Source organism: Pilimelia anulata, assembly GCF_014647895.1.
Lineage (GTDB): Bacteria > Actinomycetota > Actinomycetes > Mycobacteriales > Micromonosporaceae > Pilimelia > Pilimelia anulata.
This window is the reverse complement of record NZ_BMQB01000002.1, coordinates 643,840-665,078: the sequence shown is the minus strand read 5'-3', so window position 1 is coordinate 665,078 and position 21,239 is coordinate 643,840. Positions and strand designations below refer to the sequence as shown.

Genomic DNA, 21,239 nt, shown 5'->3' with positions numbered 1-21,239 from the left:
GCTGCCATTTCATAATGGCACTGGCATCCTAAAGAAAACACCCTGTTGAGTTCTCAAAGAACAAGCAGTCTCCGTGCTCGCCACCGGCTTCCCGGTGTCTCGCTCGGGGCTGTCCCGTTTCTAGCTTATCTTACCGCTTCGTTCCTGTCAACCCGGTGTGTTCCGGATCGGACGTTTCTGTCGCGGTTTGACCGGACCTACGTTACCGTACTGTCCCGTCGGGCCCGATTCGGGGTCCGCCTCGCGGCTGGCCCGTTCCTCTGCCGGTCGTAAACCTTACTCGGTCGGTTTCGCGCGTCCAAATCGGCCCCCCTTCCGGGTTGGCCGGGCGCGCTCCGCCCGATCCGCGGGACCGCCGGCGGCGGGCACACGACAACCCGGATGGAAATGGGTTGTTCGGATTCCGCCCGCTTCGTCGGTATCCCCGCGGGGCACGGAGGAAGTTACGCCTCCGGCCAACCCAACGTCAAATCGGCCGCGCCCGTTACGGCCTCAGCGGCGGATCTCCACGCCGGCGACGGTCCGCTTGCCGCGGCGCAGCACCAGGTACCGCCCGTGCAGCAGGTCCCCCGCGCCCGGCACGGCCTCGGCGTCGGCCACCCGGACGTTGTTCAGGTACGCCCCGCCCTCGGCGATCGCCCGGCGCGCCTCGTTCATGCTCGCCACCACCCCCGACTCCTTCAGCAGCGCGGCCACCGAGGGCAGCTCGCCGCTGACCGTGGCGAGGCCCGCCTCGCCGAGCGCGGCCGCCAGCGTCGCCTCGTCCAGCTCGGTCAGCGTGCCCCGGCCGAACAGCGCCCGGCTGGCCTCGACCGCCTGGGCGCAGTCGTGCGCCGAGTGCACCAGCGTCGTCAGCTCCTCGGCGAGCGCCCGCTGGGCCAGCCGCGCCGCGGGCTGCTCGGCCACCGCCGCCGCCAGCTCGTCGATCGCCGCCGGGTCGCGGAAGGAGAAGTACCGCAGGTAGTCCACGACGTCCCGGTCGTCCGCCCGCAGCCAGAACTGGTAGAAGGCGTACGGGCTGGTCATGACCCGGTCGAGCCAGATCGCGCCGCCCTCGGACTTGCCGAACTTGGTGCCGTCCGACCGGGTCACCAGCGGGGTGGTGAACGCGTGCACCGGCCCGCCCCCGCGGCGGCGGACGTAGTCCACGCCGGCGGTGATGTTGCCCCACTGGTCGGAGCCGCCGAACTGCAGCGAGCACCCGTACGCCCCGTGCAGCGCGAAGAAGTCGTGCGCCTGGAGGAGCTGGTAACTGAACTCGGTGAAGCTGATCCCGCTCTCGAGCCGGGCCCGGACCACCTCGCGGGCGAGCATCCGGTTGACCGGGAAGTGCTTGCCGACGTCGCGGAGGAACTCGACGGCCGACAGCTCGGCCATCCAGTCGAGGTTGTTCACGACCCTGGCGGCCGCCGGCCCGTCGTAGCTGACGAACGGGGCGAGTTGGTCCCGGATGCGCTGCACCCACTCGGCGACCACCCCGGGGGTCTGCAGGGAGCGCTCGCCCGACTCCTTCGGGTCGCCGATCTGGCCGGTGGCGCCGCCGACGAGCAGCAGCGGGCGGTGCCCGGCGAGCTGGAGCCGGCGGGCCATCAGCACCTGCATGAGGTTGCCGACGTGCAGGCTCGGCGCGGTCGGGTCGAAGCCGACGTAGAAGGTCACCGGGCCGGCCGCGAGGTGGGCGCGCAGCGCGTCGGGGTCGGTGGCGTCCTGCACGAGCCCGCGCCGGGTGAGGTCATCGAGGAGATCGGTCACGACCCGATTCTCCACGAGCGGCCGGGCGGGCGCGGTACCGGCGCGGCCCGGCCCGGGCGGCACCCGCGGCGGCCGGCCGCCGGGCCGCTGTCCCGGCCCGCGCGCCCGACCGGCGGCACCCGCGCACGCACCGACCTGCGGCCGCGCGCCGCGGGCCGCGGCAGGGTCCGGGTCCGGGTGCGGGGCCGAGTGCGGGGCCGAGTGCGGGGCCGAGTGCGGGGCCGAGTGCGGGGCCGGGACCGGGGCCGGGGTCCGCCCGAGGGTCCGCCGGGCCAGCGCACGACGTGATCCCGGGCGCGCACCGAGCCCGGTCGCCCGCGGCGCCGCGCTCGCCCACCGGCGGCTGCGATCGATGCGGTTATGCGCATCGCGCATGGCATCGCCGTCGATGCGTGGACGGTATTGCCAAGGGATCGACGCCCATGCTTGGCTGTGCGCGCTTTCGGACCGGACGCGGCGAACCTACCCCTTACAGCAGATTCGCCGAGATCGTCGCGCCCGTACCTCGGCGACCGTTGCGTCAGGAGGACGCCGCACCATGCGGGCCAACCGAACCCTGCTCGTCGTAGGAATCGCCGGACTCGTCCTGTCCGGCACCGCCACCGCCCGGGCCGCCGACACCACCCCGCCGGCCACGCTCCTCGACCGCGCCGCCACCGCGCACGCCCCGCACCTGTTCACCCCCGCCACGCCCGGGCCCGGCCCCGGCTTCGCCGCGCTCGCCGCCGACCCCGGCTACCGGTCGGCGGTCCCCGTCGGCGTCGACCCGGCCGCGCTGGCCGCGGACGTCGGCACGCTCGCCGTCGACGTCGGCGGCCGCACCCGGTACGTCCAGCGGGTCCGTACCGAGACGATCGGCGACGGCACGGCCTGGAGCGGCGTCGCCCACGCCGACCGCGACGGCCGCGCCACCGCCGGCGTGGACGAGACCGAGTGGTTCACCGTCGTCCGCCGCGGCGGGCAGGTCAGCGGCACGTTCCGGGCCGGCGGGGCGATCCACCGGATCGACCCCGTCCCCGGCGGCGGCCACGTGCTGCGCGAGGTGGACCCGGCGGCGATCCCGCCGATGCACCCGCCGGCGTGGCCGAGCGGGTACACCGGCCGCCCGGCCGCGGACCCGCTGCGGGTGGCCGGGCGGCCGGCGACCGCCGCCGAGCCGTACGTGATCCGGGCGCTGGTCGTCCAGCCCAGCGCCATGACCGGCGACGTGCGGTCGGCCGCGCAGAAGGGGGTCGCGCAGGCGAACCTGACGTACCAGAACTCCGGCATCAACATCACGATGGAGCTGGCCGACGCGAAGACGGTGAACTACCGCGAGCAGGGCTTCCAGAAGGACCTGGACGTGCTCACCCGCAAGGGTGACGGCCAGCTCGACGAGGTGCACCAGATGCGCGACGCCGCGCGGGCCGACGTCGTGGTGCTGCTGGTCAGCTCCCGGCAGTACTGCGGCCTGGCCTGGCTGAACGCGAGCGCCGAGCAGGCGTTCGGGGTGGTCGGCGACTTCTGCGTCGGGACGACGTCGGCGTTCGAGCACGAGGTCGGCCACAACCAGGGCGCCTCGCACGACCCGGAGACGTCGCAGACGGACGGGACCGGCGGCGGGAAGCCGGCGTTCGCGTACGGGCAGGGGTTCCGCAAGCCGGGCGTGCTGCGCACGACGATGGCGTACCAGTGCTCCCGGCAGGGGCACCCGGAGTGCCCGGAGGTGCGCTACTGGTCGACGCCGACCAAGCAGGTCAAGGGCGTGACGATCGGTACCGCGAACGCCAACGACAACGTCCGGCTGCTGAACGAGACGGCGCCGCGGGTGTCGCGCTTCCGGAACTGAGCAGCGGGTACCGACCGGGCGGCGGCCTCACCGGCGGGTGCGGCCGCCGCGCCGGTACGCGCTCACGGTCGGCTCGTCGGCCAGCCAGAACCGCCACGGGGTGTCGGCGCCGCTGCTCACGCCGACCCGCGGCCCGGCCCGGAACACGCCGGGGTCGACCGGGTCCGGTGCCGGGGTCAGCCGCAGCGGCGCGGCGGGGTCGAGCAGGTCGACGCCGCTGGCCGTACCGTCGAGGGCCAGGGCCGCGCACAGCCGGGCCGGGCCGCGGGCGAGGTCGCGGTGCCGCTTGGCCGCGGGCCGGCGCAGCCGGGCGGTGTCCCGGCCGGCGACGACCTCGCCGGCGCGCAGCAGCACCGCCGCCGCCTCGCCGACGGGGCCGGTGACGACGTTGAGGCACCAGTGCAGGCCGTAGCTGAAGTAGACGTACGCGCGGCCGGGCGGCCCGAACATGACGGCGTTGCGGGACGTCCGGCCGCGGAACGCGTGCGACGGCGGGTCGGCGCCGGGGCCGCCGTACGCCTCGATCTCGGTGAGCCGGACGGTGACCGGGCCGGCGGTCAGGTGCGCGCCGAGCAGCCCGACGGCCGCCGCGGCGGGCGGCCCGTCGAGCAGCGCGGCGAGCGAGGGGGTCAGCGGGGCACCACCCGCTCCGCGGACCAGGCGCGCCAGTCGGTCAGCTTGTCGGCGACGTCCGCCCACTGGTCGGCGACCGGCTTCGGGCCGGTGGAGCCGGGGGTGGTGCGGGCGGCGAGCGCCGACTTGACCGAGAGCACCTCGCGGACCTCGGGGTCGAGGTGCTCGCTGACGGCGCGCAGGTCGTCGTCGTCCAGGTCGGACAGCTCGCAGTCGCGGCCCACGCAGAGGGCGACGAGCTGGCCGGTGACCTCGTGCGCCTCGCGGAACGGCACGCCGCGCCGGACGAGCCAGTCGGCGACCTCGGTGGCGAGGGTGTGGCCGGCGGGCGCGGCGGCGGCGAGGCGGTCCACCCGTACGGTCATGGTGGATATCATGCCGGCCAGCGCGGGCAGCACGACATCCAGGGTGTCGACCGCGTCGAACGCGGGCTCCTTGTCCTCCTGCATGTCCCGGTCGTAGGCCAGCGGCAGGCCCTTGAGCATGGTGAGGACGGCGACGAGCCCGCCGATGAGCCGGCCGGACTTGCCCCGGGCCAGCTCGGCGATGTCGGCGTTCTTCTTCTGCGGCATGATCGACGAGCCGGTGGCGAAGGAGTCGTCGAGTTCGACCCAGCCGAACTCCCGCGACGTCCAGAGCACCACCTCCTCGCCGAGCCGGGACAGGTGCACGCCGACCAGCGCGGTGACGAACAGGAACTCGGCGACGAAGTCGCGGTCGGCGACCGCGTCGATCGAGTTCTCCGCGGCGGCGGCGAAGCCCAGCTCGCGGGCCACCCGGACGGGGTCCAGCGGCAGCGACGAGCCGGCCAGGGCGCCGGAGCCGAGCGGGCAGATCGCCGCCCGGCCGTCCCAGTCGCGCAGCCGGGCGAGGTCGCGCAGCAGCGGGTGGACGTGGGCGAGGAGCTGGTGCCCGAACGTCACCGGCTGGGCGTGCTGCAGGTGGGTCATGCCCGGCGCCGGGGTGTCCAGGTGCCGCTCGGCCTGCTCGACCAGGGCGTCGGCCAGCTCGACCAGGCGGCCGGCGATGCCCCGGGCCCGGTCCCGCAGGTACAGCCGCAGGTCGGTGGCGATCTGGTCGTTGCGGGACCGGCCGGCGCGCAGCTTGCCGCCGAGCGCGCCGAGGCGCTCGATCAGGCCGCGCTCCAGGGCGGTGTGCACGTCCTCGTCCTCGACGGTGGGGCGGAACGTGCCCGCGGCGCAGGCGGCCTCCAGGTCGTCCAGCGCCGCGAGCGTCCGCCCCAGCTCGTCGTTGCTGAGCAGGCCGGCCCGGGCCAGCACCCGGGCGTGGGCGCGGGAGGCCGCGAGGTCGTACGGGGCGAGCCGCCAGTCGAATTGGACGCTGACCGAGAGTCGGGCGAGTGCCTCGGCGGGGCCGCCGGCGAACCGGCCGCCCCACAGTCGCGCGCCGCCCGAGGACAAGGATTGGGGTTCCACGGTGTCCATTCTGCTCATGTATCGGTCACTCGCCCAAGGGGCTAGCCGGCGGCGAGTCGGGCGTCGCGGGCCGCGGCCAGCGTCGTCGGCAGGCCCCAGAGGCTGACGAAGCCCTTGGCGAGACTCTGGTCGAAGGTGTCGCCGGTGTCGTAGGTGGCGAGGCCGAAGTCGTACAGGCTGGCCGCCGAGCGCCGGCCGGTGACCACGGCGGTGCCGGCGTGCAGCCGCAGCCGGACCTCGCCGCTGACGCTGGCCTGGGTCTCGGCGAGGAACCCGTCGAGGGCCCGGCGCAGCGGGGAGTGCCAGAGGCCGTCGTACACCAGCTCGGTCCACCGCTGCTCGACGCCGCGCTTGAACCGGGCGAGGTCCCGCTCCAGGGTGACGTTCTCCAGCTCCTGGTGGGCGGCGATCAGCGCGATGGCGGCCGGCGCCTCGTACACCTCGCGGCTCTTGATGCCGACGAGCCGGTCCTCGACCATGTCGAGCCGGCCGACGCCCTGCGCGCCGGCCCGGGCGTTGAGCTGGGCGATGGCCTCGTACGGGGTGACCGCGGCCCCGTCGATCGCGACCGGGACGCCCCGCTCGAACGTGATCACCAGCTCGTCGGCGATCCGCGCGGCGGCCGGGTCGCTGGTGTAGTCGTAGATGTCCTCGACCGGGGCGTTCCAGATGTCCTCCAGGAAGCCGGTCTCGACGGCGCGGCCCCACAGGTTCTGGTCGACCGAGTACGGCGAGCGCCGGGTGACGTCGATCGGCAGGTCGTTGGCCTCGGCGTACGCGATGGCGGCGTCCCGGGTCCAGGCGAAGTCGCGGGCCGGGGCGATGATCTTCAGGTCGGGGGCCAGCGCGCCGAAGCTGACCTCGAACCGGACCTGGTCGTTGCCCTTGCCGGTGCAGCCGTGGGCGACGGCGGTGCCGCCGTGCCGGCGGGCCGCGGCGACCAGGTGCTCGACGATGAGCGGCCGGGACAGGGCGGAGACCAGCGGGTACCGGTCCATGTAGCGGGCGTTGGCGCGCAGCGCGGGCAGGCAGTACTGCGCGGCGAACTCGTCCCGGGCGTCGATCACCTCGGCGGCGACGGCGCCGCAGTCCAGCGCCCGCTGCTTGATCGCGGCCAGGTCCTCGCCGCCCTGGCCGACGTCGATCGCCACGGCGATCACCTCGGCGCCGAGCTTGTCGGCGAGGTACGGGATGGCCACGGAGGTGTCCAGGCCGCCGGAGTAGGCGAGGACGACCCGCTCGCCGGTCGATGCGGTCACGGCTTTGCTCCTCTCACTGCCGGCGTGCCGGCATGGACCGGCGCCGGCGGGCGCCGGTCCGGTGGAATCGTGCGGATGGGTCGCGGGGGTGGCCGCGGGTGGGGAGGGTGGCGGGGCGGCGTCAGCCGGCGGCGGTGGTCGTCCGCCGGTGCCGTCGTCGTCGGCGCGCGCGCACGGCTCAGCCGTCCTCGCGCGGGCCGGCGGCCGCGCTGAGCAGGGCGACGACGCCGTCGCCGCCGATGTCGGAGCGGGCGACGATGAGGATGGTGTCGTCGCCGGCGATCGTGCCGAGCACCTCGCCGAGCCCGGCCCGGTCGATGGCGCTGGCGAGGAACTGGGCAGCGCCCGGCGGGGTGCGCAGGACCGCGATGTTGCCGCTGGCGCTGGCGCCGGTGAGCAGCTCGCGCAGCAGCCGGTGCAGCCGGGCGGGCGCGGTCTCGGCGGGGACGAGCGGGTCGCTGTTGTCCTCGGGGATCACGTACGCGCCGGCGCCGGCGCCGCGGGCCTTGACCGCGCCCAGCTCCTCCAGGTCGCGGGACAGTGTGGCCTGGGTGACCTGGATGCCGGCGTCGGTGAGCAGCGCCGCCAGCTCCGCCTGGGAGCGCACGGGCTGCTGGCGGACCAGCGCCGTGATCCGCTCCTGCCGTACGGCCTTGCTCACCTGCTGCACGTCGCTCACCTGTCGCATGATGCGGGTCTCACTTGTTGCATGACCCTACGGTACCCCGTATAACTATGCAGGACACCGTGATTACGGTTACGGTGCCCCATCCGAGTGGATGGGCTACGAGACGCCCCGGCGGGTTCGTGGGATGGGTGGTAACCCCCCGGGCCCGCCGGGGTCCCGCGCGTTCAGGCGCCGCGCAGGACCGCGCCGGTGCGTGCCGCCGCCGCGGCGACCGCGGCGTCGCGCGCCGCCACCGCCTCCTCCGCGGTCAGCGTGCGGTCCGGGGCGCGGAACGTCAACGTGTAGGCAAGCGACTTGCGCCCGGCGCCGAGCCGGTCGTCGCTGCGGTACACGTCGAACAGCCGGATCGCCTCGGCCAACTCCCCCGCGCCCGCGGCCAGCGCCGCGTGCACGTCCGCCGCCGGCACGCCCTCGTCCACGACCAGCGCCACGTCGATCAGCGCCGGCGGGAAGCCGGACAGCCGCGGCGCGGCCACCGGGTCGGGCAGCGGCAGCGCGTCCAGGTTCAGCTCCAGCGCCGCCGTCCGGGGCGGCAGGTCCAGCGCCGCCAGCGCCGCCGGGTGCAGCTCGCCCGCGTGCCCGACCACCGCGCCGTCGACCAGGATCTCGGCGCACCGGCCGGGGTGCCAGGGCGCGTACTCGCCCGACCGGACCGCGATCCGGGCCGCGGGCACGCCGGCCGCGGCCAGCGTGATCCGCGCGGCCTCGACCGCGTCCGCCCAGCCGCCCGCCCGGCCCTCGCCCCACCAGCCGGCGGGCGCGGCGTCGCCGGCCAGCACCGCGGCGACGTGCTGCGGCTGGCGCGGCACGTACTCCTCCAGCGCCGCCAGGTCGGCCGCCGCCGGCCGGCCGTCGACCGGCAGCCGGGGCGGCGCGCCCGCGGTGTCCCGGGGCAGGAAGACCAGGCCCAGCTCGTACAGCGCGACGTCTCGGTGGCCGCGGCCGAGGTTGCGGCGGACCGCGGCGAGCAGGCCCGGCAGCAGCCGGGTGCGCAGCGCCGGCTCGACGTCCGACATCGGGTTCGCCAGCCGCACCACGGTCCGGCGGGGGTCGTCGGCCGGGAGGCCGAGGGCGTCCCAGACCGCCGGGTCCAGGAACGGGAAGGACAGCGTCTCGGCGTACCCGGCCTCGGCCAGCGCCCGGGAGGCGTCCCGGCGGCGGCGCTGCGCCGCGGTCAGGCCGCGGCCGGGCGGCGCGCTCGGCAGCACGCTCGGGATCCGGTCGTACCCGTCCAGCCGCGCCACCTCCTCCACCAGGTCGGCCGGGTCGCGCAGGTCGGGCCGCCAGGTCGGCGGCGTGACCGCCCACCGGTCCGCGGCCGGGTCGGCCACCGTCGCGCCGACCAGCTCCAGCAGCGCCGCCACCCGCGCCGCCGGGTACGGCACGCCGACCGTCCGGCCCGGCAGCGCCGGGTCCAGCGGGACCGCCGCCGGCGGCGCCACCGTGTCGACGTCCAGGACGTCCGCGCCGACCGTCCCGCCGGCGTACTCGACCAGCAGGGCCGCGGCCCGGTGCAGCGCGACCAGCGGCAGCGCCGGGTCGACGCCGCGCTCGAACCGCTTGCTCGCCTCGCTCGGCAGCTTGTGCCGGCGGGCCGCCCTGGCGACCGCGATCGGGTCCCAGTGCGCGGCCTCCAGCAGCAGGTCGGTGGTCCCGGCGGCGACCTCGGTGCTCGCCCCGCCCATGACCGCGGCCAGCGAGACCACGCCCGAGTCGTCGGCGATGACGACGTCCTCGGGGTGCAGCTCGCGGGCGGTACCGTCCAGCGTGGTCAGCTTCTCCCCCGGCCGGGCCCGGCGGACCACCAGCTCGCCGCGCAGCGCGGACAGGTCGAACGCGTGCATCGGCTGCCCGAGTTCGAGCATCACGTAGTTGGTCACGTCCACGGCCAGCGAGATCGGCCGCATCCCCGCCCGGACCAGCCGGCGGGCCAGCCACGCCGGGCTCGGCGCCGCCGGGTCGATGCCGCGCACCGCCAGCCCCGCGAACCGGTCGCAGGCGGCCGGGTCCTCGATCCGCACCGGGTACGCCGGGGTCGGCGTCGCCGCCGGGACGCCCGGCAGCGCGGCCGGGTCGCGGAACGGCACGCCGAGCGACGCCGCCAGCTCGCGGGCGATGCCGCGGACGGAGAAGCAGTACCCGCGGTCGGGCGTCACGTTGACCTCGACCACGACGTCGTCCAGGCCGACCAGCGGCCGCGCGTCGGTGCCCGGCGCGGCGGCGTCCGGCGGCAGCACGATGATGCCGTCGTGGTCGTCGCTGACGCCCAGCTCCCGGCCGGAGCAGATCATCCCGCGGGACATCCGCCCGTACGTCCTCCGCTCCCCGATCGCGAACCCGCCCGGCAGCACCCCGCCCGACAGGATCACGATCACGAGGTCGCCCTCGGCGAAGTTGCGCGCCCCGCAGACGATCTCCTGCGGTGCGTCCCGGCCGACGTCGACCAGGCAGTACCGGATCGGCTTCTTGAACCCGGTCAGCTCCTCGACGCTCGCCACCCGCCCGACCACCAGGTCGCCGGCGACCGACGTGCGCAGGTCGACGATCTCCTCGACCTCCAGGCCCACCCGGACCAGGGCGCGCTCCAGCTCCCCGGGGTCGGTGGGCGCGTCGACGTACTCGCGCAGCCACGAAACCGGCAGGCGCATCTCAGACTCCCATCCCGAAGGCGCGGGCGAACCGCACGTCGCCCTCCACCAGATCCCGCAGGTCGGTCACCCCGTGCCGGAACATCAACGCCCGGTCGATGCCCATCCCGAACGCGAACCCGGAGTACTCGTCCGGGTCGACGCCGCAGGCGCGCAGCACCCGCGGGTTGACCATGCCGCAGCCGCCCCACTCCACCCAGCGCGGGCCGTCCCGGTGCTCCGGGAACCACACGTCCAGCTCCGCGGACGGCTCGGTGAACGGGAAGTACGACGGCCGCAGCCGGGTCCGCGAACCGGGCCCGAACATCGTCGCGACGAAGTGGTCCAGGGTGCCCTTGAGGTGCGCCATCGTGATCCCCCGGTCCACCACCAGGCCCTCGATCTGGTGGAACACCGGCAGGTGCGTGGCGTCCAGCTCGTCGGTCCGGTACACCCGGCCCGTGCAGACGACGTACACCGGCAGCTCGCGACCCAGCAGCGCCCGGATCTGCACCGGCGAGGTGTGCGTGCGCAGCACCAGCCCCGACTCGCCGGTCGAGGCGTGGTCGCCGGCCGTCCGGCCCGCCGCCGCGCGCGCGGTGGCCAGGTAGAAGGTGTCCATCATGGTCCGCGCCGGGTGGTCCGGGACGAAGTTGAGGGCGTCGAAGTTGTACCACTCCAACTCCGCCTCGGGCCCCTCGGCGACCTCGTAACCCATCCCGACGAACAGGTCCGCGGCCCGCTCCATCAGCGTGCTGACGGGGTGCCGGGCGCCGCGCGGGTGCCGGTCCCACGGCAGGGTGACGTCCACCCGCTCCTCGGCCAGCATCCGCCGGGCCGCCTCGGCCTCGAGTTCGGCGGCCCGCCGGGCGTACGCCGCATCCACGGCCTGCCGGGCGACGTTGACCCGCTTGCCGGCGTCGGCCTTCGCGGCCGGCGGCAGCGCGCCGATCTCCCGCCGGGCGAGCGCGATCGGCGCCCGGTCGCCGAGGTGCGCCGGCTTGACCGCGGTCAGCGCGGCGAGATCCGGCGCGGCGGCGAACGCCGCACCGGCCGCGGCGACGGCGGCGTCGAGCGCGGCCGGGTCGAGCAGCGCGACCTGCTTCGGGTCGTACGGGTCATTCTTGTAGGACATGGTCCCCCTCACACCGGACAGCCACCGGGCAGTTTACGGGCGTACCGCGCCGCCGGTGCGGGTGTGGGGCGGGAGCGGTCAACTCCGCGACCCGCCTCCGGCGGACAACCCGAACGACCGACTCACCCGGGCGATGCTACTGCGCTGCCCGGGCCGGGTCGTGCGGATATCACCACCGCCCTGCGCACGAGTGCGCCGGGCATGCCCCGGCCGCCGGCGCTCATCGGGCTGTCGCCAGCTCGACGGTGACCGACGTGTCGTCGAAGATCCAGAAGCCGGTCGGCGCGACAGCCCCGACCCGGGCCGCGAGCGGGAGGATCCCGACCGACACATTCGGTCGTCGCATGATCACCAACAGGTGGGCGAGCTGTGCCTCGTGCGCTGCGTCGTCGCAGTAGCGGACCGCAGCGCGCTCTCGGCGACCACGGCGACGACCCGCTTGCCGGTACCGAGGGTGAGCGCGGCGCGCCGCTGCCGCGCGGCGACTGCCTCGGTCAGGTCGTCCGGTGCGCCGAGGAGGTCGCGCCAGAAGCTCATCGCGGCACGCATGTACTCCGGCGTCCGGAAGGGTCCGGGCAGGATGTTCACGTCGTGTACCCCGGAACATGACCGTCCCGGTACCGGGCATCCCCGGCTCCAATGCGGACGGTGTCCTCCCATCGTCCCGCCCCACACGGCCACCGGTCAACATCAACATCACGCAACCTTGCGCGCCGCTACCCCGCGACGGCGCGGATTCGCGACGACATTCGTCATCAACCTTGCGCCGGGGGCGGCGAGCACCACGTCGGGACGTACGGAGCCGGACACCCCGGCGGCCGGTCCGGGGATTCCGGCACCGCGGCCCCGGACCCGGCCACGCCGAGAGGTCAGCAGCCGCCGCAGTTGAAGAAGGTGACGTCCCAGTGGTCCGGCTCGCGGTAGTAGATGTTGCCCGAGCGGGCCCGCCACTGGCTCCCCCCGATCGCGCGGAACGTCCGCGTGACGTAGCGGTTCAGGCAATTGGTCAGACGGAAGTCCAGCTTGTAGCCGTTCCAGTGGGTGTACTTGTACGGCCGCGGCAGCTCGTGCCCCACCTCCGTGCCGCCGGTGACGGTCAGCCCGCAGCCGGACGCCCGGCGCAGCGTCACCGCGCCGAGGATCGTGGCCCGGTTGATGCCGTCCAGCGACGTGCACATGCGGTTCATCCGGCGCATGCAGCTACCGCTGGACCAGACCACGATGCCGGACCGGCGCAGCACCCGGTGCGCGTCGTACCGGGCCATCTTGGCCGGCTGCACCACCAGCGTCTGCGCGTACGGGATGAACACCGGGTGCCGGCCGGGCGCGGTCGCGGCGGCCGGGCCCGGCGCGCCGGTGGCCGCGAGCGCGGTGGTGAGCAGGGCAGCGGACCACGTTGCGGCGCGCTTGCGCATCGCCTTCCTCCCCGTCCCGCGGGGATCACGGCCGGGCCGATGCCCGGCGCCTTACCTGAGCAATCCTCGCGAATCGCCCGAAGGTAGCAACGGCCGGCGGCGGCGGGGCGGTGTATCGAGCCATGTGCGACGGTCGCGGAGGCGGGTCGCCGGGCAAGGGTGCCCGTTCGGGCGCGGACGCGTGACAGGGGTCACGCCGGGTGGTGCGCGGCCGCCGAAGCGTACAGGCAGACCGCCGCGGCGGCGGCCAGGTTCAGGCTCTCCGCGCGGCCGTAGCGGGGGACGCGCACCCGCTCGTCGGCCGCCGCGAGCAGGTCCGCGGGCAGGCCGTGCGCCTCGCTGCCGAACAGCCAGGCGGTCGGGCCGGCGAGCGCGCCCGCCGCCGCGAGGCGGTGCAGGTCCAGGTCGCCGTACCCGGTGGCGGCCCGCACCCGCAGGCCGGCGGCGCGGGCCGCGGCCAGTGCGCCGGCCGGGTCGGGCGCGCGGACGACGTCGGCGTGGAAGAGGCTGCCGGCGGACGCGCGGACGCACTTGCCGTTGTACGGGTCGACGGTGTCGCCGGCGAAGACCACCGCGGCGGCGCCGGCCGCGTCGGCGGTGCGCAGGATCGTGCCGGCGTTGCCGGGGTCGCGGACGTCCACCAGCACCGCGACCAGCGCCGGCCCGGCGGCCAGGACGTCGGCCAGCGGGCGGTCCAGGTGGGCGCAGACGGCGACGAGGCCCTGCGGGGCGACGGTCTCGGCGAGGGCGGCGAGCGCCTCGTCGGTCACCGGCGAGACGGGCACGCCGCCCGCGGCGGCCGCCGCGGCGAGGTCGGCGTACCGGTCCAGGGCGGCCGGGGTGCCGAACAGCTCGACGGCCGCGCCGGGCCGGGCCAGCGCTTCGCGGACGGCCTGCGGGCCCTCGGCGAGGAAGCGGCCGGCGCGGTCGCGGTCGCGGCGGCGGTGCAGGCGGCGGGCGGCGGCGACCCGCGGCGTGCGCGGGGTGAACAGCGTCATCGGACACCTCCGGGGTCGGCCGGACAGGCCAGCGCCCCGCGGCCGCCGGGCGGCGCGGGGCGCTGGTCGGTGCTTCGCGGTGCTCAGGCGGCCTGCACGCCGCCGACGCCCTCGGCCTGGACGGCCTTGCGGGCGACCTCGACGAGCGTGCCGAACGCCGCGGCGTCGGTGACCGCCAGGTCCGCGAGGATCTTGCGGTCGACCTCGACGCCGGCCAGGCGCAGGCCCTGGATGAACCGGTTGTACGTGAGCCCGTTGGCCCGGGCGCCCGCGTTGATCCGGGTGATCCAGAGCTGCCGGAAGTCGCCCTTGCGGTCGCGACGGTCCCGGTAGGCGTACTGCATCGAGTGCAGCACCTGCTCCTTGGCCTTGCGGTACAGCCGGGACCGCTGGCCCCGGTAGCCGCTGGCGGTCTCCAGGACCTCGCGGCGCTTCTTCTGCGCGTTCACTGCCCGCTTGACGCGTGCCATGTCCGTAACTCCCCTACGTCAGTACGATGGCGCGCGTCAGCGGCCGAGCAGCTTCTTGATCCGCTTGGTGTCGGCCTTCGCGACCTCGACCGTGCCGGTCAGCCGGCGGGTCCGGGTGGAGGCCTTGCCCTCCAGCAGGTGGCGCTTGCCGGCCTGCTCGGTGCGCAGCTTGCCGCGCCCGGTGACCCGCACCCGCTTGCCCGTGCCCGTGTGGCTCTTCATCTTCGGCATGTGTGAACGCTCTCCTGTCACTCCCCGGCCGTGGCAGCCGGCTCGGCCGACGCCTCGGCCTCGCCGCGGTCGCCCTTGGCGCCCGCTGCCACCGCGGTGGCCTTGACGGCGCGGTGCGGCGCCAAAACCATGATCATGTTACGGCCGTCCTGCTTGGGGGCGGCCTCGACGTAGCCCAGCTCCGAGATCTCCTCCTCGAGCCGGCGGAGCAGGCGGTAGCCCAGCTCGGGGCGGCTCTGCTCACGACCACGGAACATGATCGTGACCTTGACCTTGTCGCCCGCCTTGAGGAACCGGACCACGTGACCCTTCTTGGTCTCGTAGTCGTGCGGGTCGATCTTCGGCCGGAGCTTCATCTCCTTGATGACCGTCTGCTGCTGGTTGCGCCGGGCTTCCCGGGCCTTGAGTGCGCTCTCGTACTTGAACTTGCCGAAGTCCATGAGCTTGCACACCGGTGGCCGGGCCATCGGCGCGACCTCGACCAGGTCCAGGTCGACATCGGCGGCCAACTGCAGGGCCCGCTCCAACGGAACGATCCCCACCTGCTCACCTTCCGGGCCGACCAAGCGGACCTCGCGGGCCCGGATCTGATCGTTGACGCGTGGTTCGACGCTGATGAGGCCTCCTCGGGTACGTACCGTCTGCCGTCGATTCCCGGACAGCCCATCCGGGGCCGCCGGGGAAAGCAGAAAGCCCCGGCGCATGCCGGGGCCCACTCGACCGGTCGGTACGCGCACGGGGCGCATGACCCGGCGCGATGGCCGGGGACCGGACCCCGCCGCCGGAAGGGCGACGCAGGTGGGAGCGGGCGCTCCGCTTCGGGACCGCCACAGCGGGCGGTCCGGTCGACGCATCGATCCTAACAGACCGGCCCGGGCCGGCCGCCCCGGCCGCCGGTACCGCCCCCGCCGGCCGACCGGCTGCCCGCGGGCGCCGCCGGGCGTGCTCCCGGCGGCGCCCGCGGGTCGGGTCAGCCGGCCGCGGGGAACCGCAGGTCGGCGGTGGTGGCGTCCTGCTGCGCCACCGGTACCGCGGTGGCCTCGGCGAACGTCCGCACGTTGTCGTGCCAGCCCTCGACCGGGGCCGGCGCGTCCGCGGTGAGCAGGAGCTGCCGGGCCTTGATCGGCTGCCCGCCGAGCAGCTCGACGGCGTACGTGGCGTCGGCGTTGCCGACCAGCACGCCGGCGGCGACCTCGCCGGTGCGGGCGTGGGCGAGCATCAGCAGCCGGTCGCCGTCCGGGGCGGTGGTGACCGCGCCGGACAGCTTCGTGCCGACGGCCAGCCGGACGGTCCACTCCCGGACCGCGTCCGGGCGGACCCGGACCGTGGCGGCGTCGGCCGCGGTGATCGAGCCGCCGGCCCACTGCGGTACGCCCGACTGCGGCACGAACCGCAGCGACCAGTCGTACGGGCCGAGGTTGGGCAGCACGACGTAGCCGTCGGCGTCGGTGCCCCAGCCGGAGCTGATCCGGTCGGTGTACCGCCACAGCTCGCTGGAGACGAACGCGTCGGTGGCCGGGTTGCCGTCGGCGCCGATCACCCGGGCCTCCAGCGTGCCGCCCGGGTCGAGCCGGACGGTCGGGACGGCGGTCTCCGCGCCGGCCCGGACGGTCACCGTGATCGCGCGGTGCTGCAGGCCCGTGCCGCCGCGGGCGCCGACCCACTGGGCGCCGAGGCCGGAGCGCAGGGACGGCAGCGCGAAGATCTGGTAGTCGCCCGGCTCGACCGGCAGGCTGCGCAGGGCGCCGGTGGCGTCGGACTGGCCGAACCCGAGCCCGGCGCCGCCGCTGAGCACGCCGGAGGCGCGCAGCTCGAACGCGACGTCGCCGGCCCCGCGGCCGGTGGACTTGTCGACGACCTGGCTGGTCACCACGCCGCCGATGCCGAGCTTGAGGTTGAGCTGCTTGGCCTCGCCCGGCCCGACCCGGGTCATCGTGGCCGTGGTCAGGTAGTACCGGTACGGGTTGGCCTCCACCAGCACCAGCAGCTCGGTGTCGGCCGGCACCCGGCGGAACGTCACGCCGGTGCCGCGGTCGCACTGCTCGTGCGCGGACTCGGCGAGCAGGAAGGCGCACACGCCGGTCACCGGGGCGCCGGTTGCGGCGTCGGTGGCGCCGACGACGAGGCGGCCGGTGTCGGCGCCGGCCCGCGGGCGGACCGGCTGGCCGGCGCGGGTGCGCCGGTCGACGTACGCGCGCAGGGTCGCGGCGCCGGCCCGGTCGAGCCCGCGGATCAGCTCGGGCCGGATGCCGGGCAGCGAGGTGATGCGGGCGGCGGGCTTCGGGGCCGCGCGGCGGGCGGGCGGCTTCGCGGCCGGCGCCGCGAGGGCGGCCGCCCGGGCCGCGTCCGCGGCGGGCCGCGGGGCGGCGGCGGCCGGCGCGGCGAGGGTCGCGGCGGCGAGAGCGGATGCGGACAGGACCAGCGTCAGATACCGCAACATCACATCCCAATCGGATGGTCGGGGCAGATCCGGCCACTGTGCAGGTCATCCACCGGGGTCACTATGACCTGCGCCACACCGGCGCCGCGCGCGGATCCGCCGGACGGTGGCCACAGTGGAGCCGATCAGCCGATGTCCGGTATCCCGACCGCCGCTGTCGGATATCCGACAGGCCCGCCGCCAGCCGACCGACGGGCCCGGTCTCAGGGCGCGCGGGGCACGGTCCCGGCCACGCCGGCGGTCCGTCCGGCCCGCCGGCAGCCCGTGACAGGCCCCGCGGCAGTCCGCTCACAGCCGGCGTCGGATCGCCGGCGGGCGGCGTCAGCCCGCGGCCGGTGCCCGGTCGGCCGGGCCCGCGGCGGCGTGCAGGGCACGCAGGGCGCGCAGCCCGTCGACCGCGTACTGCTTGTCCACCGCCTGGACCGCCATCATCGGCAGCAGGTCGTCGTCGTGCAGCTCCAGGCTGGCCCACGGCGCGCCGGACCGGAACCGGACCGCCCGGACCACCGACCAGGGCAGGGCGTACCCGCCGACGAGGTTGCGTACCCGGATGCCGGTAGCGTCCGCGACCACCCGGGGCCGGGTCAGCGCGAGGATGCCGGCCGCGCCGAGCAGCCCGAGCAGCACCATCGCCACCTGGTCGGCGACGCCGAACGCCGCCTCGGCGGAGTTCACCGGCCGGCGCAGGACCGTGGCGACCCCGGCGAAGACGAGCAGCACGGCTGCCGCGGCGAGCCGGCAGACCAGCCGGGCCCGCTGCGGGCGCAGCCGGACGGCGGCCGCGGTCACAGCCGGCACGCGTGGATGTCGGTGACGAGGATCGCCCGGGCACCCAGGTCGTACAGCTCGTCCATCACCCGGTGCACGTCCGCCCGCGGGACCATCGCCTGCACCGCGACCCAGCCCTCCCGGTGCAGCGGGGAGATCGTCGGCGACTCGATGCCCGGCGTCAGGTCGCTGGCCGCCTCCAGCAGGTCGGCGCGCACGTCGTAGGCGAGCATGACGTACCGGCGGGCGACCAGCACGCCCTGGAGCCGGCGCAGGAGCTGGCCCGCCGCCGGGCCCGACTCGGGGTCGGCGGCCGGGTCGGCGGTGGGGCCGATCACCACCGCGGTCGAGCGCAGGATCGGCTCGCCGACGGTGACCAGGCCGGCCTGGCGCAGCGTGGCCCCGGTCTGCACCACGTCGGCGATGACGTCGGCGACACCGAGCCGGATGGCGTTCTCCACGGCGCCGTCCAGCTTGACCACCTCGGCGGTCAGGCCGCGGCCGGCCAGGTAGGCGCCGACCACCCCGGCGTACGAGGTGGCGATGCGCCGGCCGGCGACGTCCTCGGCGGCGGCCAGCACGCCCGGCCGGGCGGCGAACCGGAAGGCCGCCGCGGCGAAGCCCAGGTCCAGCACCTCGATGGCCGGGGAGCCGGAGTCGACCAGCAGGTCGCGGCCGGTGACGCCGAGGTCGAGGTCGCCCGAGCCGACGTACGTGGCGATGTCGCGCGGGCGCAGGTAGAAGAAGTCGACGTCGTTGGCGACGTCGTGGCAGACCAGGTCCTTCGGGTCGCTGCGCTGCCGGTAGCCGGCCTCGGTGAGCATCTGCGCGGCGGCGGCCGCGAGGCTGCCCTTGTTCGGTACGGCGATTCTCAGCGTGCGGTCCATGGGCGGCGTGCTCCTGTCGCGGGGTGCGGGGTACGCGGACGGATCACGTCAGAGATGTCGGTAGACGTCCTTCAGCTCCAGGCCGGTGGCCAGCATGAGGACCTGCGCCTGGTACAGCAGTTGGGCGATCTCCTCGGCGGTGCGCTGCGGGCCCTCGTGCTCGGCCGCCATCCACGACTCGGCCGCCTCCTCGACGACCTTCTTGCCGATGAAGTGGACGCCGCGGTCGAGCGCCGCGACCGTGCCCGAGCCGGGCGTACGGGCCGCGGCCTTGGCCGACAGCTCCCCGAACAGCTCCTCGAACGTCTTCACGCCGCTGATTGTGCCAGTTGCCCCGGGCCCGGCGCCGCCCCGGTCAGTCGGCGGCGGTGAGGTGGCGCAGGGTGACGGCCGCATCGAGGGCGGCGATCGCCGCGGCGTGGCCCTTGTCCTCGACCGAGTCCGGCAGGCCGGCGCGGTCCCGGGCCTGGCCGAGCGACTCGACGGTGAGCACGCCGTTGGCCACCGGCGTGGACTCGTCCAGCGCCACCCGGGTCAGCCCGGCGGTGACCGCGTCGCAGACGTAGTCGAAGTGCGGGGTCTCGCCGCGGATCACCACGCCGAGCGCCACCACCGCGTCGTACCGGCGGGCCAGCGCCTGCGCGACCACGGCCAGCTCGACCGCCCCGGCCACCCGGTGCACCGCCACGTCGACCACGCCGCACTCCTTGGCCCCCGCGGCGGCCCGGTCGATCATGTGGTCGATCAGGTCGCTGTGCCAGCGCGAGCCGACGATGGCCAGCCGCAGGCCGGTGGCGTCGACCGCGGCGAGGTGCGGGTCCCCGAATCCGGCCATCAGGCGAGTCCCTCCACGACCTCGTCCAGCTCGTCCAGCAAATGTCCCATGCGATCCCGTTTGGTACGCAGATACCGGACATTCTCCGGGTGCGGGCGGATCGGCAGGGCGGCCCGGCCGACGATGGTGAGGCCGTACCCCTCCAGCCCGGCCCGCTTGGCCGGGTTGTTGGTGAGCAGCCGCATCGACCGCACGCCCAGGTCGGACAGGATCTGCGCGCCGGTGCCGTAGTCCCGGGCGTCGGCGGGCAGGCCGAGTTCGAGGTTGGCCTCGACGGTGTCCCGGCCGAGGTCCTGGAGCTGGTACGCCTGGAGCTTGTGCAGCAGGCCGATCCCCCGGCCCTCGTGCCCGCGGACGTACAGCACCACGCCGCGCCCGGCGTCGGCCACCGCGGCGAGCGCCGCGTCGAGCTGCGGGCCGCAGTCGCAGCGCAGCGAGCCGAACACGTCCCCGGTCAGGCACTCGGAGTGGACCCGGACCAGGACGTCCTCGCCGTCGCCCAGGTCGCCGTGGACCAGCGCGATGTGCTCGGCGCCGTCGAACGCCCGGTACCCGACCGCCCGGAAGTCGCCGTGCGCGGTGGGGATGCGGGCGTCGGCGACCCGCTCAACCTGCTGCTCGGTGCGCCGCCGGTGCGCGATCAGGTCGGCGATCGTGATCAGGGCGAGGTCGTGCGCGGCGGCGAACCGGCGCAGATCCGGCAGCCGCTGCATGGTGCCGTCGTCGTTGACCAGCTCGCACAGGGCGCCGGCCGGGTGCAGCCCGGCGAGCCGGGCCAGGTCGACGGCGGCCTCGGTGTGGCCGGGGCGGCGCAGCACCCCGCCGGCCCGGGCGCGCAGCGGCAGGACGTGGCCGGGGCGGGCGAACTCCCCCGGCACGGTCCGCGGGTCGCCGAGCAGCCGGATGGTCCGGGCCCGGTCGGCGGCGGAGATGCCGGTGCTGACGCCGTCGCGGGCGTCGACGGTGACGGTGTACGCGGTGCCGGTCCAGTCCTGGTTCTGCTGGACCATCTGCGGCAGGTGCAGCCGCTCGCAGTCGGCCTCGGCGAGCGGGGCGCAGATGTACCCCGAGGTGTACCGGATCATGAAGGCCAGCAGCTCGGGCGTGGCCTTCTCGGCGGCGATGATGAGGTCGCCCTCGTTCTCCCGGTCCTCGTCGTCGACGACGATCACGGCCCGGCCGGCGGCGATGTCGGCGATGGCCCGCTCGATCGTGGCGAATCCGGATGCGTCGCTCATGCCCGCTCCCCCAGCAGCTTCTCGACGTACTTGGCGAGGACGTCGACCTCGATGTTGACCCGATCGCCGACCGCCCGGGTACCGAGCGTGGTCAGCGCGAGGGTGGTCGGGATCAGCCCGACGGTGAACCGGTCGCCGGCGACGCCGGCGACCGTGAGCGAGACGCCGTCGACGGTGACGGAGCCCTTCTCGACCAGGTACCGGCCGAGGCCGGCCGGCAGGTCGACGTCGACCTCGGTCCAGTGCTCGGCCGGGCGCCGGCCGGCGATGGTGGCCAGGCCGTCCACGTGGCCCTGGACGAGATGGCCGCCCAGCCGGGTGGTCGGCGTGACCGCCCGTTCCAGGTTGACCGGGTCGCCGGGCCGCAGCGCGCCCAGCGACGACCGGCGCAGCGTCTCGGCCATCACGTCGGCGGTGAAGGTGTCGCCGTCGACAGTGACGACGGTGAGACAGACGCCGTTGACCGCGATCGAGTCGCCGTGCGCGGCGTCGGCGGTGACGGCCGGGCCGCGCAGGGACAGTCGGGTCGCGTCCGGCAGCGGGTGCGCCGCGACGACCTCGCCGCGCTCCTCGACGATTCCGGTGAACACGCCGGTCCT

General features: G+C 75.3%; 21 protein-coding genes and 1 pseudogene. 1 reads left to right on the top strand and 21 read right to left on the bottom strand.

Annotated elements, in window-relative coordinates; all coding sequences use genetic code 11:
* Positions 1-492: 492 nt before the first annotated feature.
* Positions 493-1,752 (bottom strand): tyrosine--tRNA ligase, encoded by a 1,260-nt coding sequence (gene tyrS, locus IEY94_RS07710; RefSeq protein WP_229783400.1) that lies wholly within the window; start codon positions 1,750-1,752, stop codon positions 493-495.
* 538 nt (positions 1,753-2,290) lie between these two features.
* On the opposite strand from tyrS, the gene IEY94_RS07705 reads away from it, so the two are divergent.
* On the top strand, positions 2,291-3,580 hold the full coding sequence (locus tag IEY94_RS07705) for a M12 family metallo-peptidase (protein WP_189169322.1): 1,290 nt from the start codon (positions 2,291-2,293) through the stop codon (positions 3,578-3,580).
* A gap of 27 nt (positions 3,581-3,607) precedes the next feature.
* Here IEY94_RS07705 and IEY94_RS07700 read toward each other — a convergent pair whose 3' ends face one another.
* The 20 genes and pseudogenes from IEY94_RS07700 to IEY94_RS07610 form a co-directional block, all read right to left on the bottom strand.
* Complete coding sequence (locus tag IEY94_RS07700) at positions 3,608-4,240, bottom strand: DNA-3-methyladenine glycosylase (protein ID WP_189169406.1); 633 nt, start codon at positions 4,238-4,240, stop codon at positions 3,608-3,610.
* Complete coding sequence (argH, locus tag IEY94_RS07695; protein ID WP_229783399.1) at positions 4,210-5,649, bottom strand: argininosuccinate lyase; 1,440 nt, start codon at positions 5,647-5,649, stop codon at positions 4,210-4,212. Before argH ends, IEY94_RS07700 begins: the two co-directional genes overlap by 31 nt.
* A gap of 41 nt (positions 5,650-5,690) precedes the next feature.
* Positions 5,691-6,908, bottom strand: coding sequence for an argininosuccinate synthase (locus tag IEY94_RS07690; RefSeq protein ID WP_189169320.1), 1,218 nt, complete (start codon positions 6,906-6,908; stop codon positions 5,691-5,693).
* 178 nt (positions 6,909-7,086) lie between these two features.
* The gene (locus IEY94_RS07685; RefSeq protein ID WP_229783424.1) at positions 7,087-7,578 is read right to left on the bottom strand and encodes an arginine repressor; all 492 of its coding nucleotides are present in this window, start codon (positions 7,576-7,578) and stop codon (positions 7,087-7,089) included.
* Between the two features lie 182 nt (positions 7,579-7,760).
* Entirely contained in the window at positions 7,761-10,244 is a 2,484-nt protein-coding gene (gene pheT, locus IEY94_RS07680; RefSeq protein WP_189169318.1) for a phenylalanine--tRNA ligase subunit beta, read from the bottom strand.
* 1 nt (position 10,245) lies between these two features.
* Entirely contained in the window at positions 10,246-11,358 is a 1,113-nt protein-coding gene (pheS, locus tag IEY94_RS07675) for a phenylalanine--tRNA ligase subunit alpha (protein ID WP_189169317.1), read from the bottom strand.
* 220 nt (positions 11,359-11,578) lie between these two features.
* On the bottom strand, positions 11,579-11,887 hold the full coding sequence (locus IEY94_RS23365; protein ID WP_268244825.1) for a Scr1 family TA system antitoxin-like transcriptional regulator: 309 nt from the start codon (positions 11,885-11,887) through the stop codon (positions 11,579-11,581).
* Positions 11,821-12,018 (bottom strand): annotated as a pseudogene (locus IEY94_RS23935) (Scr1 family TA system antitoxin-like transcriptional regulator); the annotation flags it as partial. The pseudogene IEY94_RS23935 and the gene IEY94_RS23365, both read right to left, overlap by 67 nt.
* A gap of 209 nt (positions 12,019-12,227) precedes the next feature.
* Positions 12,228-12,773 carry a hypothetical protein gene (locus tag IEY94_RS07665; RefSeq protein WP_189169315.1) on the bottom strand — a complete coding sequence of 182 codons (546 nt, stop codon included), beginning with the start codon at positions 12,771-12,773 and terminating at the stop codon, positions 12,228-12,230.
* A 191-nt stretch (positions 12,774-12,964) separates the two neighbouring features.
* A complete protein-coding gene (locus tag IEY94_RS07660) occupies positions 12,965-13,771 on the bottom strand; it encodes a TrmH family RNA methyltransferase (protein WP_189169314.1) in 807 nt (268 codons plus the stop codon).
* Positions 13,772-13,854: 83 nt separating this feature from the next.
* A complete protein-coding gene (gene rplT, locus IEY94_RS07655; RefSeq protein ID WP_189169313.1) occupies positions 13,855-14,241 on the bottom strand; it encodes a 50S ribosomal protein L20 in 387 nt (128 codons plus the stop codon).
* 36 nt (positions 14,242-14,277) lie between these two features.
* Positions 14,278-14,472 carry a 50S ribosomal protein L35 gene (gene rpmI / locus IEY94_RS07650; protein WP_189169312.1) on the bottom strand — a complete coding sequence of 65 codons (195 nt, stop codon included), beginning with the start codon at positions 14,470-14,472 and terminating at the stop codon, positions 14,278-14,280.
* Between the two features lie 17 nt (positions 14,473-14,489).
* Positions 14,490-15,089, bottom strand: a complete 600-nt coding sequence (gene infC / locus IEY94_RS07645) for a translation initiation factor IF-3 (RefSeq protein WP_189169405.1) — start codon at positions 15,087-15,089, stop codon at positions 14,490-14,492.
* Positions 15,090-15,442: 353 nt separating this feature from the next.
* Complete coding sequence (locus IEY94_RS23360; RefSeq protein WP_229783398.1) at positions 15,443-16,915, bottom strand: hypothetical protein; 1,473 nt, start codon at positions 16,913-16,915, stop codon at positions 15,443-15,445.
* 318 nt (positions 16,916-17,233) lie between these two features.
* On the bottom strand, positions 17,234-17,701 hold the full coding sequence (locus IEY94_RS07635; RefSeq protein WP_189169404.1) for a PH domain-containing protein: 468 nt from the start codon (positions 17,699-17,701) through the stop codon (positions 17,234-17,236).
* On the bottom strand, positions 17,698-18,567 hold the full coding sequence (hisG, locus tag IEY94_RS07630) for an ATP phosphoribosyltransferase (RefSeq protein WP_189169311.1): 870 nt from the start codon (positions 18,565-18,567) through the stop codon (positions 17,698-17,700). The genes IEY94_RS07635 and hisG overlap by 4 nt, the downstream gene beginning before the upstream one ends.
* A 48-nt stretch (positions 18,568-18,615) precedes the next feature.
* A complete protein-coding gene (locus tag IEY94_RS07625) occupies positions 18,616-18,879 on the bottom strand; it encodes a phosphoribosyl-ATP diphosphatase (RefSeq protein ID WP_189169310.1) in 264 nt (87 codons plus the stop codon).
* A gap of 43 nt (positions 18,880-18,922) precedes the next feature.
* Complete coding sequence (gene ribH / locus IEY94_RS07620; protein WP_189169309.1) at positions 18,923-19,402, bottom strand: 6,7-dimethyl-8-ribityllumazine synthase; 480 nt, start codon at positions 19,400-19,402, stop codon at positions 18,923-18,925.
* Entirely contained in the window at positions 19,402-20,640 is a 1,239-nt protein-coding gene (locus IEY94_RS07615) for a bifunctional 3,4-dihydroxy-2-butanone-4-phosphate synthase/GTP cyclohydrolase II (protein ID WP_189169308.1), read from the bottom strand. The genes ribH and IEY94_RS07615 overlap by 1 nt, the downstream gene beginning before the upstream one ends.
* Positions 20,637-21,230 (bottom strand): riboflavin synthase, encoded by a 594-nt coding sequence (locus IEY94_RS07610; protein ID WP_189169307.1) that lies wholly within the window; start codon positions 21,228-21,230, stop codon positions 20,637-20,639. The genes IEY94_RS07615 and IEY94_RS07610 overlap by 4 nt, the downstream gene beginning before the upstream one ends.
* Between the last annotated feature and the right edge of the window lie 9 nt (positions 21,231-21,239).